Raw genomic sequence first — 13,282 nt, forward strand, 5'->3', positions numbered from 1 at the left:
TCCGGCCGGCGCCGGGCCCGCAGGCCCTGGCACCGGCCGGACGGAAGGTCCTGATGGCCGGGCGGTGTGCTGCCAGGTGATCGGACGGAATGTCAGACCTCCTCGCCGCCACCGCTCTCCTCGTCGTCTGCCTTCTCTTCCTTCGCGGCCGCGGGAGCCGCCCCCGGCTGGGGTTCGGCGACCGCGACCCGCGCGGGGCGGATGGTGCGCTCGCCGATCCGGTAGCCGGGCTGCAGGATCGCCACGCAGGTCGTCTCCGTGACGTCCGGCGCGTAGCTGTGCATCAGGGCCTCGTGGACCGTCGGGTCGAAGGGCTCGCCCTCCTTGCCGAACTGCTGGAGGCCCAGCTTCGCGACGACCGTCTCCAGCGATTCGGCCACCGACTTGAACCCGCCCACGAGCTCACCGTGCTCCCGGGCGCGGCCGACGTCGTCGAGCACGGGCAGCAGCTCGGACAGGAGGTTCGCGACGGCGATCTCCTTGACCGTGCCCCGGTCCCGCTCCACGCGGCGGCGGTAGTTCTGGTACTCGGCCTGCAGCCGCTGGAGGTCGCCGGTGCGCTCGCCGAGCGCCGTGCGGGCCTGGTCCAGCTGCGCGGTCAGGGCCGTGACCCGGTTCGCGTCGTCCCCGGCCGGGGCCGCCGCCTCCTCGGAGGGGGTGGCGGCCTTCGGCTCGGCGTCGTCAGGGGTGGCGCCGGAGGGGACGTCGGGCTTCTCCTCGAAGCCCGGAGTCTCCTCGGTCACGCCGCACCGCCCTTGGAGTCCTTCTCGTCGTCCACGATCTCGGCGTCGACGACATCGTCCTGGGCGTCGCCCTGCGCCTGCTCGGCACCCGGCTGCGCGTCCTGCGGGCCGCCCTCGGCCTGGGCGTTGGCGTACATCGCCTGGCCCAGCTTCTGGGAGACGGCCGCGACCTTCTCGGTGGCCGTGCGGATCTCGGCGGTGTCCTCGCCCTTGAGCTTCTCCTTCAGCTCGGTGAGCGCGGTCTCCACCTCCGTCTTCACGTCGCCGGGGACCTTGTCCTCGTTGTCCTTGAGGAACTTCTCCGTCTGGTAGACGAGCTGCTCGCCCTGGTTGCGCGACTCGGCGGCCTCGCGGCGGGCGTGGTCCTCCTCCGCGTACTTCTCGGCCTCCTCACGCATCCGGTTGACCTCGTCCTTCGGCAGCGAGGAGCCGCCGGTGACGGTCATCTTCTGCTCCTTGCCGGTGCCGAGGTCCTTCGCGGCGACGTGCATGATGCCGTTGGCGTCGATGTCGAACGCGACCTCGATCTGCGGGACACCGCGCGGGGCCGGCGGCAGACCGGTCAGCTCGAACATCCCGAGCTTCTTGTTGTACGCCGCGATCTCGCGCTCGCCCTGGTAGACCTGGATCTGCACGGACGGCTGGTTGTCCTCGGCCGTCGTGAAGATCTCGGAGCGCTTGGTCGGGATCGTGGTGTTGCGCTCGATCAGCTTGGTCATGATGCCGCCCTTGGTCTCGATGCCGAGGGACAGCGGGGTGACGTCGAGGAGCAGGACGTCCTTGACCTCGCCCTTGAGGACACCGGCCTGGAGCGAGGCGCCGATGGCGACGACCTCGTCCGGGTTCACACCCTTGTTGGCCTCCTGGCCGCCGGTCAGCTCCTTGACGAGCTCGGCGACGGCCGGCATGCGGGTGGAGCCACCGACGAGAACGACGTGGTCGATCTCGGAGAGCTGGATGCCCGCGTCCTTGATGACGTTGTGGAACGGGGTCTTGCAGCGGTCCAGGAGGTCCGCGGTGAGCTGCTGGAACTGCGAGCGCGTGAGCTTCTCGTCCAGGTGCAGCGGGCCCTCGGCGGACGCCGTGATGTACGGCAGGTTGATCGTGGTCTCCGTCGAGGAGGACAGCTCGATCTTCGCCTTCTCCGCGGCCTCGCGGAGACGCTGGAGAGCCATCTTGTCCTTGGACAGGTCCACGCCGTGGCCGTTGGCGAACTGCTTCACCAGGTAGTCGACGACGCGCTGGTCCCAGTCGTCACCACCGAGGTGGTTGTCACCGTTGGTGGCCTTCACCTCGACGACGCCGTCGCCGATCTCCAGGAGGGACACGTCGAAGGTGCCGCCACCGAGGTCGAAGACGAGGATCGTCTGGTCGTCCTTGTCGAGCCCGTACGCCAGCGCGGCGGCGGTCGGCTCGTTGACGATGCGCAGGACGTTCAGGCCCGCGATCTCGCCGGCCTCCTTGGTCGCCTGACGCTCGGAGTCGTTGAAGTACGCCGGGACGGTGATCACCGCGTCGGTGACCTTCTCGCCCAGGTACGACTCGGCGTCGCGCTTCAGCTTCTGCAGGATGAAGGCGCTCATCTGCTGCGGGTTGAAGCTCTTGCCGTCCAGGTCGATCTTCCAGTCAGTGCCCATGTGGCGCTTGACGGAGCGGATGGTCCTGTCGACGTTGGTCACTGCCTGGCGCTTGGCGACCTCGCCGACCAGCACCTCGCCGTTCTTCGCGAAGGCGACGACGGACGGCGTGGTCCTGGCGCCCTCTGCGTTGGTGATGACGGTGGGCTCGCCGCCTTCGAGAACGCTGACGACGGAGTTAGTCGTGCCCAGGTCGATGCCGACCGCACGTGCCATTTCGATTCCTCCAACTGACTACTTGAGTGGATCTGACTCAAGGATGCACGACTCCCGTCACGGAGTCAACAGACCTGAGTCACTACGGCTCAACTTACGTGCACGCACCCCGCGCCATCGGCGACACCAGGCGCCTCATGCGCCGCGCAGCCCCTCCCCATCATGGCCGCATGGGATCGTTCTGTCACAAAATGCCGTGAGCAGCGCAAAACCGGCATCCGATCCGCCGAATTCCGGGCAGGTGCGAACGATGCGTACGCAGGGACAGTGGGGAAGAGGACCCCGGCCGCACCCCTGGCGCCCCCCGCCGGCGTCCCGCCTCGCGGCCTCACGCGCATCCCTGCGCGCCCTGGCCCCCACACCCCTTCCCCGCCCGACCGCCAAACGCACCCTCGATCTGGTCCTGGGTTCGTTCCTGCTGCTCCTCGCCTCCCCTCTACTGGCGGGCGCCGCCCTGGCCCTCGCCGTACGGGGCCGCCGGGTGACGACACACTCCCCGCGCACCGGGCTGCACGGCAGACCCCTGGTCCTGCGCTCACTGCACACCCGACGGCTGAGGCTGGACGTGGTTTCGCGCCTGCACCACGTGGTACGCGGCGAGCTCTCCCTCGTGGGGCCGGCCCCGCTCGCCCCGGGCGACGTACGGAACGGAACGCACGGTGCGCGACACTGGCGGCTGGAGCTGAAGCCCGGCCTGACCGGCCTGGCACAGGTCCGGCACCGCTCGGGAATGCCGTGGGACGACGCGGAGCTCCTGGACCAGCACTACGCCGAGCACCAGGGACTGCGGCTGGACCTGGCGGTCCTCGCCGAGGCCGTACGCGTACCCGTGCGCGAAGCGGTCCATGCACTGCCGTGGCGCGGCAAGGCACGCCTGAGCGACACAGATCACCGCCTGCCCGGCTACAGGACGGCGGAATAAGTGGGTAGTGTCGGCACGGACTGATTAAGTTACTGCTTAGTAGTAGCGATACTCGTAGTCCCGGTGGTCACTGGAAGGCGCAGTACTCGCCAGTAGACGCTGGATCGATCCCACCTCGCAGGCCCGAGGAGCCCCCAATGCAACTCGCCGCGATCATCGTGTCGCTGGTGCTGACCGTGGTCGGCGTTGCGCTCATCGCCCGAGCCGTCGCGCAGATCTACCGGTTCGTCACGCTCGGACAGCCGGTCCCCGCCGGCAGTCGCACCGACAACCCGAAGCAGCGCACGATCACCCTGGTCAGGGAATTCCTCGGCCACACCCGGATGAACCGGTGGGGGATCGTCGGCTTCGCGCACTGGTTCGTCGCCATCGGCTTCCTGACCCTGCCGCCGACGCTGCTCCAGGCGTACGGGCAGCTGTTCGAGGCCGACTGGGTCCTGCCGGTCATCGGTGAATGGCTGCCGTTCGAGCTGTACATCGAGTTCATCGGCCTGATGACGACGGTCGGCATCCTCGTGCTGATCGCCATCCGGCTGCTGAACCTCCCCTCCCGGGCGGGCCGCAAGTCCCGCTTCGCGGGCTCGAAGGCCTGGCAGGCGTACTTCGTCGAGTACGTCATCCTCGTCATCGGCCTCGCGATCCTGACCCTGCGCGGTCTCGAGGGCGCGATCCACCACGTCGACGGCTACGAGGCCGCGTACTTCGTCTCGTACCCGCTGGTCCTCGCCTTCAAGGGGCTGGCGCTCGGCACGCTGCAGAACCTCATCTACTTCGTCGCGATGATCAAGATCGGCACCTCGCTGATCTGGATGATCACGGTCTCGCTCAACACCAACATGGGTGTCGCCTGGCACCGTTTCCTCGGCTTCCCGAACATCTGGTTCAAGCGGAACGCCGACGGCGCGGTCGCGCTGGGCGCGCTGCAGCCGATGACCACGGGCGGCAAGGAGATCGACTGGGAGGACCCGGCCGACGACGCCGTCTTCGGCGTCTCCCAGGTCGAGCAGTTCTCCTGGAAGGGCATCCTCGACTTCTCCACCTGCACCGAGTGCGGCCGCTGCCAGTCGCAGTGCCCTGCCTGGAACACCGGCAAGCCGCTCTCGCCGAAGCTCCTGATCATGTCCCTGCGCGACCACGCGCACGCCAAGGCCCCCTACCTGCTGGCCGGCGGCGGCAAGGACATGGAGGGCGAGGAGAAGGCGACCGAGGAGCAGTTGAAGGACGTTCCCGCGGCCGCCCTCGCGGAGGCCGAGCGCCCGCTGATCGGCACGGTCGAGGCTGCATCGGTCAACGGCTCCGCCTTGGGCGGCGTCATCGACCCGGACGTCCTCTGGTCCTGCACCACCTGCGGTGCGTGCGTGGAGCAGTGCCCGGTCGACATCGAGCACATCGACCACATCGTCGACATGCGCCGCTACCAGGTGATGATCGAGTCGGCGTTCCCGTCCGAGGCGGGAACCATGCTCAAGAACCTGGAGAAGAAGGGCAACCCCTGGGGGCTCGCCAAGAAGCAGCGCGTCGAGTGGACCAAGGAGGTCGACTTCGACGTCCCGATCGTCGGCAAGGACGTCGAGGACCTCACCGAGGTCGACTACCTCTACTGGGTCGGCTGCGCCGGCGCCCTGGAGGACCGCGCCAAGAAGACCACCAAGGCCTTCGCGGAGCTGCTGCACATCGCGGGCGTCAAGTTCGCGATCATGGGCGGCGACGAGAAGTGCACCGGTGACTCGCCCCGTCGCCTCGGCAACGAGCCGCTGTTCCAGCAGCTCGGCGCGGAGAACGTCGCGATGCTGAACATGGCGTTCGGCGAAGACGACGAGGACGACTCGACCAAGAAGGCCAAGGCCTCCAAGAAGATCGTCGCGACCTGCCCGCACTGCTTCAACACGATCGCGAACGAGTACCCGCAGCTCGGCGGCGAGTACGAGGTCATCCACCACACGCAGCTGCTCCAGCACCTCATCGACGAGGGCAGGCTGATCCCGGTGACCCCGGTCGAGGGCCTGATCACGTACCACGACCCCTGCTACCTGGGCCGTCACAACAAGATCTACACGCCCCCGCGCGAGATCATCGCGAAGGTCCCGGGTCTGCGGAACGAGGAGATGCACCGCCACAAGGAGCGCGGCTTCTGCTGCGGCGCCGGTGGTGCCCGGATGTGGATGGAGGAGCGGATCGGCAAGCGCATCAACAACGAGCGCGTCGACGAGGCCCTCTCCCTCGACCCGGACATCGTCTCCACCGCCTGCCCGTTCTGCCTGGTCATGCTGACCGACTCGGTCAACGGCAAGAAGAACGAGGGCAAGGCGAAGGAGTCCGTCCAGGTCGTGGACGTGTCGCAGCTGCTGCTCGAATCCGTGAAGACCCCGGCCGACCCGGCGGGCGACCCGGAATCGGCGGACGAACCGGAGCCGGAACCGGTGAAGTAACCGGACCGGCGTCACAGCGCGGCGAAGCGGTCGGACCTGCCTCGGGGGCAGGACCGGCCGCTTCCGCGTTCCCCCCGGCCCATGGTGGGGAAAGCCCCCCGGGGTTCCCTTAGGGGATGTCACATCTACGCGTCAAAGGCCGGTACTTCCCCGGCCCCGGGCCCCCGTAACCGGCGGACCAGGTACGTTCGATGAGTGGCTGGATTCAGGATCGGACGCGGCCGGGACAACCGCACCCCGCAGCAAGGGCAACAGCAACCGCGGCAGCAGCCGTACGGCAATCAGGCACCGCCGCCGCCGTACGGACAGCAGCAATGGCCGCCGACGGGCGGACAGGGCGCCCCGCACCACGCCGCACCGGGCTACCACGACGGCGGCTACCCGGCCGGCGGCGGCTACCGGGGCGGCGGCCCCGACGAGCCCGAGTACTTCGGCGACCCGTACCCCCCGCAGGGCGGCCCGCCCCACGGCGACCCGTACGCCAACAGCCCCGGCCACACGGAGGCGTTCCGCATCGACGAGGAGCCGTACAGCGACGGCAGCGCCTACCGCGCCGGCCACGCCCCCGCGGCGCCGACAGGCCCGCGCCTGCACTGGAAACAGCTCCTCAGCGGCATCGTGACCCGCCCGGGCGCGACGTTCTGGCAGATGCGCGACTACCCGGTCTGGGGCCCGGCCCTGACCGTGACGTTCCTCTACGGCCTGCTGGCCCTCTTCGGCTTCGACCAGGCCCGCGACGACGCGATCCACGCCCCGGTCTCCAGCGCCGTCCCCTACGTCATCCTCACCGGCGTCTGCTTCGTGCTCGGCGGCCTGGTCCTGGGCGCCGTCACCCACACGCTGGCCCGCCAGCTCGGCGGCGACGGCGCGTGGCAGCCGACGGTAGGCCTGTCCATGCTGATCATGTCCATCACGGACGTGCCGCGCCTGGTCTTCGCGATGTTCCTGGGCGGCGAGAACGCGCTGGTCGTCAGCCTCGGCTGGGTCACCTGGCTCGCAGCGGCGGCGCTCCTCACTTCGATGGTGAGCAAGTCGCACGACCTGCCGTGGCCGAAGGCGCTGGGCGCGTCGGCGATCCAGCTGCTGGCGCTGGTGTCGATCCTGAAGCTGGGCACGATCTGACGGCTGCGCGGTACGCACGTACGTAAAAAAAGGGCCCCGGTCACCCGGGGCCCTTTCGCCTCATGAGGCGGTCACGCGTCGAGAACCTGCCCACTGCGGCGGACGACAGGCTTCTCCACACTCCACGGGAAGTTGATCCAGTTGTCGGTCTTCTTCCACACGTATTCGCATTTCACGAGCGAGTGGGACTTCTCGTAGATGACCGCGGACCGCACCTCGGCGACGTGGTCGACGCAGAAATCGCGCACCAGCTTCAGCGTCTTCCCGGTATCGGCGACGTCATCGGCGATCAGGACCTTCTTGTCCGAGAAGTCGATGACGTTCGGTACGGGTGCCAGCATGACGGGCATTTCCAGGGTGGTGCCCACACCCGTGTAGAACTCCACGTTCACCAGGTGGATGTTCTTGCAGTCCAGCGCGTACGCCAGACCGCCCGCGACGAACACCCCGCCGCGCGCGATGCTCAGCACCACGTCCGGCTCGTACCCGTCGTCGGCCACGGCCTGCGCCAGCTCGCGTACGGCGTGCCCGAAGCCGTCGTACGTCAGGTTCTCCCGCACGTCGTCAGTCATCGGGCCCTCACACCTGCGTCCGGTGGAAATTCATGAAGGAGCGCGACGCGGTCGGCCCGCGCTGCCCCTGATAACGCGACCCGTACCGCTCGGAGCCGTACGGGAACTCGGACGGAGAACTCAGCCGGAACATGCACAGCTGGCCGATCTTCATTCCCGGCCACAGCTTTATAGGCAGCGTCGCCAGATTCGACAGCTCCAGGGTCACGTGCCCGGAGAAACCGGGGTCGATGAACCCGGCCGTGGAATGCGTGACCAGCCCGAGCCGGCCGAGCGAACTCTTGCCCTCCAGCCGCGACGCGAGATCGTCGGGCAGCGAGATGACCTCGTACGTCGACGCCAGCACGAACTCCCCGGGGTGCAGGATGAACGCGTCGTCCCCCTCCGGTTCGACGGTCCGGGTCAGGTCCACCTGCTCGACGGCCGGGTCGATGTGCGGATAGCGGTGGTTCTCGAACACCCGGAAGTAGCGGTCGAGCCGCACGTCGATACTCGAGGGCTGCACCATCGACGCGTCGAATGGATCAATGCGTACGCGTCCGGCGTCGATCTCGGCGCGGATGTCCTTGTCTGAGAGAAGCACCCACCGAGGATACGCAGAACGCGCGGACCCACCCTCATCGGGCCGCCCCGCGCGCCTGTCGCCGCCGCTCCCTACCGCTGCTCGAACACCACGGGCACGGCATGCCTCAACCGAGCACAGCGAGGACACCGGATGAGCCGCCCGGGCCCGATCCGCCCTGCCCCGAGCTGCTGCATCGGAAACGAGGTGGTAGCGAAAACGTGCCCTTCGGCACAGCGGACGACGGTGCGCTCCATGGAGTCCATCAAGTCCCTTCCCCATCAAGCCGTGGACGAGACCGCCACATTAGGGGATGAACAGGACGCCACTCCACGCGGCACTCCGACCACCCACGCTACGCCCCCAACTCCCGCCCCCGACACCCACATCACCCTCCCCGCACCACTCCCCCGCGCCCGCTCCCGCGACGACGCCGCGTCGCGATCGCGATGGGGTACAGTGTCCCAGGATGCGTCGCTGGAGACAGCGTCCGGCATTTTCGCGGGTGTAGTTTAATGGTAGAACATGAGCTTCCCAAGCTCAGAGCGCGAGTTCGATTCTCGTCACCCGCTCTTTTACGAACCCCCAGGTCATCGACCTGGGGGTTCGTCGTTGTCTAGACCTCTCACGACCTGCCGTGCCCTCCACGTGCCCTATCTCCCGGAAATACCCAGCTCGGAGCGCACGCGGCGCACCATCCTGCACCACCTCAGGCTGCACCCGGGGCCGACGGCGGGACGCTGGTCCGTGATCCGGGCCACTTGCCCGCCTCCCGGCGCGCTCATTGCCGCGGGCAAGGCCAAGGCTCTCCCTTTGGACAGAGGGACGTCGCTGGTATCAGGAAACGCCCCACAGGCAGCGGGACCAGTGGCTAGCGTTTGACCACATGACTGGTGCCGCACCCGCAGGGGTGGAGCTTCTGACGTGCCTGAATCGTCTGGAGTTACGTTTCGATTCCGCCGCATCTCTTGTCGCATCGGACGCCCACGACGACCCCGCGACACTGGAATGGGGCTGCCGTGCCGTTCTGCCTCTGTGGGAGCCGGACGACGAGGAAGCCCGGGCAGACAACGCCCGCCTTCTCGGCCAGGGCATGTCGCTGGCCCAGGCGTTTCAGGGCCAGCGCCAGGAGTTGACGATCCTCTCCATGTCCGGGCTCACGCTGGACCTGTGGCGCATCGGCCACATCTACGCGTCGCTGGACTCGCGCGACGCCGACTACGAGCACTTCGCCCCCCTCTTCGACAAGTCCGGCGATCTCGGCCTTCATGGCGACCTGGAGGACTGCCTGGTTAACGGCACCCACGTCGTCATCATCGATCGGGCACGGATCGCGCCGGCCTGGCGTGGCCTGGGCGGCGTCGGCCGGCTGTTGATCGGACGCATGCTCCGCTGGGTGACCAGCCAGGCGGCGCTCGTGGCGACGCATCCGTATCCGATCGACATCCCTGTCGACGAACGGGACGACAGGACACGGGAGGCGCGGGAGAAGGCGGTAATCCAACGCACCTGGCAGTCCTTGGGGTTCGAGCCCTTTCGCGAGGACCTGTGGGTTCTGCAGCCGCATTTGAGCGCCCACGACGATGCCATCGAGCGCTTGGAGACGGCCTTCGGCCGGTACCTCTGAGCTCTCACCCACCCGGCCGGCAAACGAGAGGACCACCGGTACCGCGATGCGCGAGTTCACCAACCACAGAGCGCAGCAAACGCTCAGCATTCTGCGCGCTTTCCACCTGGAGACCTTGAACTTCTCCGGAATGCATCCTGAGGCAACGCTCGCTGACTTCGAGCACCACCTGCGTAAGCGGGTCGACGTCTTGGAGGCGGAACTTGAGACGGGCGAGAAGGCCGCCCAGGCCGCCGTCGTCACCAAACCCCTGTCTGGCCCCCTCGCCGATCCCGAGCGCCAGCGAGCGTTCCGTCAGCTTCAAGACTCGGAGCTGCCGGCAACAGGGCCCGAGAGGGAAGCCTGGTGGAAGCAGCGCACGGCAGTGCTCGACGAGATCAAGGCACAAGGGCTGGCGGAGGCCCTCGGCTGGGAATGCCGCGACTGCGGCGCCCCGGTTGGAGTCGCTTGCCGTACGGGTGGCGGCAGGCCCAAGAAGCAGCCTCACTTCCTCCGGGCCACCGACGCAGAAGCGCCTTACAACCACGCGTATGGCCTGCGTTAGCTAGGCCGTTTCGTTTGGATCAAGGTAGGGGTGAGCGAGGAGGGCGGTTCCGGGTGGCACCCTGGACCGATGCGACCTGGAACCGACGCCACCGAGAACAGCCTGCGGCATCTGCTCAATGACTGGGATCCGATCGGCGTAGCTGACGAGGTGCAGGACGAATACGACTGCATGCTCGTCCCTCTGCTCCAGCGGCTCCGGGGTGGCGCCGACCAGACAGAGATCGGCGAGTTCCTGCGGCACGAGCTGGAGGATCACTTCGGTCTCACCCCCCTGCCGTCAGAGCCGGAAGCGATGGCGGCCCGAGTGATCTCCTGGTGGACAGTCGCCGGCAAGGCCGATGGCATCCGCGGCGTGTAGCCGCTCCCTCCGGATCGTCTGCTCGTTGGTCCAGGTGTGCCGTTGACTGATGCGCAGTGGGCGCGGATCGAGCCGTTACTGCCGGACCGCAAACCGAAGCGGGGTGGCCGGTGGCGGGACCACCGAGAGGTGATTGACGCCATCGCCTGGAAGTTCCAGACAGGGGCGCAGTGGGTGCAGCTGCCGGAGAAATACGGCAACTGGCGGGGCGTCTACAACCGGCTGCGGATATGGTCCGCCGACGGCACCTGGGAGCGCGTGTTCACCGCGCTTCTGGCACAGGCCGACGCCGATGACGAGCTGAACTGGGTCGTCTCGGTGGACTCCACGATCGTGCGAGCCCACCAGCACGCGGCCGGAGCCCGCAAAAAGGGGCCCCAGCCGGCGAGCCGGACGACCACGCCATCGGCCGTTCCCGCGGCGGGCTGACCACGAAGATCCATCTCGCGGCCGACGGCAACTGCCGACCCCTGGCCTTCCATCTCACCGCCGGACAGGCCGGTGACGCGCCCGCCTTCGCTGCTGTGATGGCCCGCCTGCGTGTCCCCCGAGAGCGTGGACGGCCCCGGACCCGGCCAGAGGCCGTCCTGGCCGACAAGGCGTATTCGTCACGGGCCATCCGTGAGCACCTTCTGCGGCGAGGCATCAGGGCGGTCATCCCCGTTCCGGCCGATCAACGCGGCCACCGCCTGCGGCGCGGCAGCCGGGGTGGCAGGCCACCAGCCTTCGATCGCGAGGCATACAAGCAGCGCAACACCGTTGAACGCTGCATCAACCGCTTGAAACAGTGGCGCGGGATCGCCACCCGCTACGAGAAGACAGCGGCCATCTACCTGGCCGGACTACACGTCGCGGGCATCTTCCTCTGGTCCGCCAGATGATCCAAACGAAACCGCCTAGCCCGTGGTCTCCGCTGATCACAGGGAATCGATGCCGTGACGCTCGGAGCTACTGCTGTCAGACCGTCCAGATGCGGAGTCGCTCGAGCCTCCGTGGTTCGGGCACTGCTCTCAGCGCCAATTTGAGCCAGGCCGCTGCCGTGTTGTTGATGGACCAGGTGGGGGACAGGTCCAGAAGCCAAGCTGGCGAATTGCGGAGGAACTGCCATGCGGGCCGCCCCTCTCACTTACGGTCGGCGCCTCGGAAGATGTCGACCAGATCTGTAGCGTTGTACCGGTGGTTGAAGAACAGGGCAACGGCCGCGATAGCGGCGATCCCTTGGAGTGATCCTGTGACGGAGTCCGGCAGGCCGAGCTTGGGGGCGCCGAACAGGATGAGGAGAAACACGGCGACAGCGCCAGCCACGCGGAGCGCGGTCCGGTCGGTCACCGGCTCGATCTCGTCGACGTCGTCCAAGAGCTGTCCGGTGCGGCCTTCCGCGTATCGCTCAGCGATGGTGAGCAGCATCTCGGTGAGGTCCTTCAACGCCATGCCCGGGTCTTCGTCGGTGTACTGGCGTTCCTCGGCCCGGCGCAGCGCGCCCGCGACCTTCGCGGCGTGGGTCTTGAGTTCACGACGGTGGGGCGGCTTGGGCTTGCCGTGGCGGACCTTCCAGGCCCGCCGTATGACACGTTCGACGCCGCGCACCGAGACTCGCCGGGCGTCCAGAGGGGACCGTTCACCCATCTCCTGATGGGCTCGGGCGACGCCAGTGGCGTAGCTGAGGATCACTGCGACCGGCCGGTGCTGCTGCTCGTTATGGTTGTCGACGGCTGGGGCGAACACGACACCGAGGCCAGAGCGCAGCGACGGCGGCAGGCCACCGGTCGACTCATTCTTCCTGTGGGCTACCCCGAGGGCGGCGAGGATCGCGGGAAGTATCCGGCGAGCCATGTCAATCACGACGAATACGAGCATCAGGAACACGAGCGTGGTGGCCGTGTCCCAGGGCTTCTCCCACGGCTGGCCCCACAGCTTCTGTAGGCGGTGTACCAGATCCTCCGCCTGGTCTACGAGGAACAGGACCGCGTCCCTGGTCCCGGCGTAGAGGCTGGCGAGAGGATCGAGGCCGCTGTACGCCCCTTCCCCTTCCTGCGGGTTCGCGTTCGGTGGGGACAGCGGTCGGCGGATGACCTCGGAGACCTCCACCACGTACGAGGCGAGGTAGCCGAAGAAGGCCATGAAGATGAGGCCGGCGGGCAGGCCGATCACGGCCTCGTGCCACCAGCGCGTGATGGATTGCTCGATCAACGGCCTGGTGTGCAGTCCATTGTCGGGGAGCACCGGGGAAATCGCCTCGTCGGCCCGGGTGAGCGTGTGCCGTGCCAAGCGGACGGTCAGCCGTCTGCGGAGGGTGCGGACTCTGTCGGCCTGTCTCCGCCGCCACCGGCCCACCTTGGACTCGGCGGCGGCGAAGGCGATGGTCGGCACCGCGCCAATGACGCCCAGCACCAGCACGCGCGTGGCGATGGCCAGGGCAGTCTCTACGTCACTCAAGCGATGGGACCCCTTACGTCATCACGTACGTCGAGAATGCGGGCTCTTGATGGATTTGTGACCCTCGCCCCTCGGCAATGGACTGGCAGTCGCTGGGGGAAGCGATGCAAGT

At 67.8% G+C, this 13,282-nt stretch carries 12 protein-coding genes and 1 tRNA gene; 8 read left to right on the plus strand and 5 right to left on the minus strand.

What is annotated here, in order from left to right:
* Positions 1 to 92: 92 nt before the first annotated feature.
* Positions 93 to 743, minus strand: a complete 651-nt coding sequence (grpE, locus tag OG242_RS14685) for a nucleotide exchange factor GrpE (protein WP_405898596.1) — start codon at positions 741 to 743, stop codon at positions 93 to 95.
* Entirely contained in the window at positions 740 to 2,596 is a 1,857-nt protein-coding gene (gene dnaK, locus OG242_RS14690; RefSeq protein ID WP_018522255.1) for a molecular chaperone DnaK, read from the minus strand. The genes grpE and dnaK overlap by 4 nt, the downstream gene beginning before the upstream one ends.
* A 250-nt stretch (positions 2,597 to 2,846) precedes the next feature.
* Between dnaK and OG242_RS14695 the strand changes: the two genes are divergently transcribed.
* The 3 genes from OG242_RS14695 to OG242_RS14705 all read left to right on the plus strand — a co-directional run bounded on the left by OG242_RS14695 (position 2,847) and on the right by OG242_RS14705 (position 7,069).
* Positions 2,847 to 3,518, plus strand: a complete 672-nt coding sequence (locus OG242_RS14695) for a sugar transferase (RefSeq protein ID WP_405898597.1) — start codon at positions 2,847 to 2,849, stop codon at positions 3,516 to 3,518.
* Positions 3,519 to 3,655: 137 nt separating this feature from the next.
* Positions 3,656 to 5,947, plus strand: coding sequence for a (Fe-S)-binding protein (locus tag OG242_RS14700; protein WP_405898598.1), 2,292 nt, complete (start codon positions 3,656 to 3,658; stop codon positions 5,945 to 5,947).
* 195 nt (positions 5,948 to 6,142) lie between these two features.
* Entirely contained in the window at positions 6,143 to 7,069 is a 927-nt protein-coding gene (locus tag OG242_RS14705) for a Yip1 family protein (RefSeq protein WP_405898599.1), read from the plus strand.
* 71 nt (positions 7,070 to 7,140) lie between these two features.
* Here OG242_RS14705 and OG242_RS14710 read toward each other — a convergent pair whose 3' ends face one another.
* Positions 7,141 to 7,641 (minus strand): phosphoribosyltransferase, encoded by a 501-nt coding sequence (locus tag OG242_RS14710; protein ID WP_405898600.1) that lies wholly within the window; start codon positions 7,639 to 7,641, stop codon positions 7,141 to 7,143.
* Between the two features lie 7 nt (positions 7,642 to 7,648).
* On the minus strand, positions 7,649 to 8,224 hold the full coding sequence (gene dcd / locus OG242_RS14715) for a dCTP deaminase (protein ID WP_018102070.1): 576 nt from the start codon (positions 8,222 to 8,224) through the stop codon (positions 7,649 to 7,651).
* Between the two features lie 480 nt (positions 8,225 to 8,704).
* Between dcd and OG242_RS14720 the strand changes: the two genes are divergently transcribed.
* The 5 genes from OG242_RS14720 (at position 8,705) to OG242_RS14740 (ending at position 11,615) form a co-directional block, all read left to right on the plus strand.
* Positions 8,705 to 8,775, plus strand: a tRNA-Gly gene (locus tag OG242_RS14720).
* A 314-nt stretch (positions 8,776 to 9,089) separates the two neighbouring features.
* Positions 9,090 to 9,830 (plus strand): hypothetical protein, encoded by a 741-nt coding sequence (locus tag OG242_RS14725; RefSeq protein ID WP_405898601.1) that lies wholly within the window; start codon positions 9,090 to 9,092, stop codon positions 9,828 to 9,830.
* Positions 9,831 to 9,876: 46 nt separating this feature from the next.
* Positions 9,877 to 10,374 carry a hypothetical protein gene (locus OG242_RS14730; RefSeq protein ID WP_405898602.1) on the plus strand — a complete coding sequence of 166 codons (498 nt, stop codon included), beginning with the start codon at positions 9,877 to 9,879 and terminating at the stop codon, positions 10,372 to 10,374.
* A 69-nt stretch (positions 10,375 to 10,443) separates the two neighbouring features.
* Entirely contained in the window at positions 10,444 to 10,734 is a 291-nt protein-coding gene (locus OG242_RS14735) for a hypothetical protein (RefSeq protein ID WP_405898603.1), read from the plus strand.
* Between the two features lie 18 nt (positions 10,735 to 10,752).
* Positions 10,753 to 11,615, plus strand: a protein-coding gene (locus OG242_RS14740; protein WP_405901613.1) for an IS5 family transposase whose coding sequence is annotated in 2 segments (ribosomal slippage) — positions 10,753 to 11,127 and positions 11,130 to 11,615 — 861 coding nt in all. Because the reading frame shifts where the segments join, the coding sequence is not laid out codon by codon here.
* 241 nt (positions 11,616 to 11,856) lie between these two features.
* Here OG242_RS14740 and OG242_RS14745 read toward each other — a convergent pair.
* Entirely contained in the window at positions 11,857 to 13,170 is a 1,314-nt protein-coding gene (locus OG242_RS14745) for a hypothetical protein (protein WP_405898604.1), read from the minus strand.
* Positions 13,171 to 13,282 lie beyond the last annotated feature (112 nt).

It is taken from the genome of Streptomyces sp. NBC_00727, assembly GCF_045161745.1.
Classification (GTDB): Bacteria; Actinomycetota; Actinomycetes; order Streptomycetales; family Streptomycetaceae; genus Streptomyces.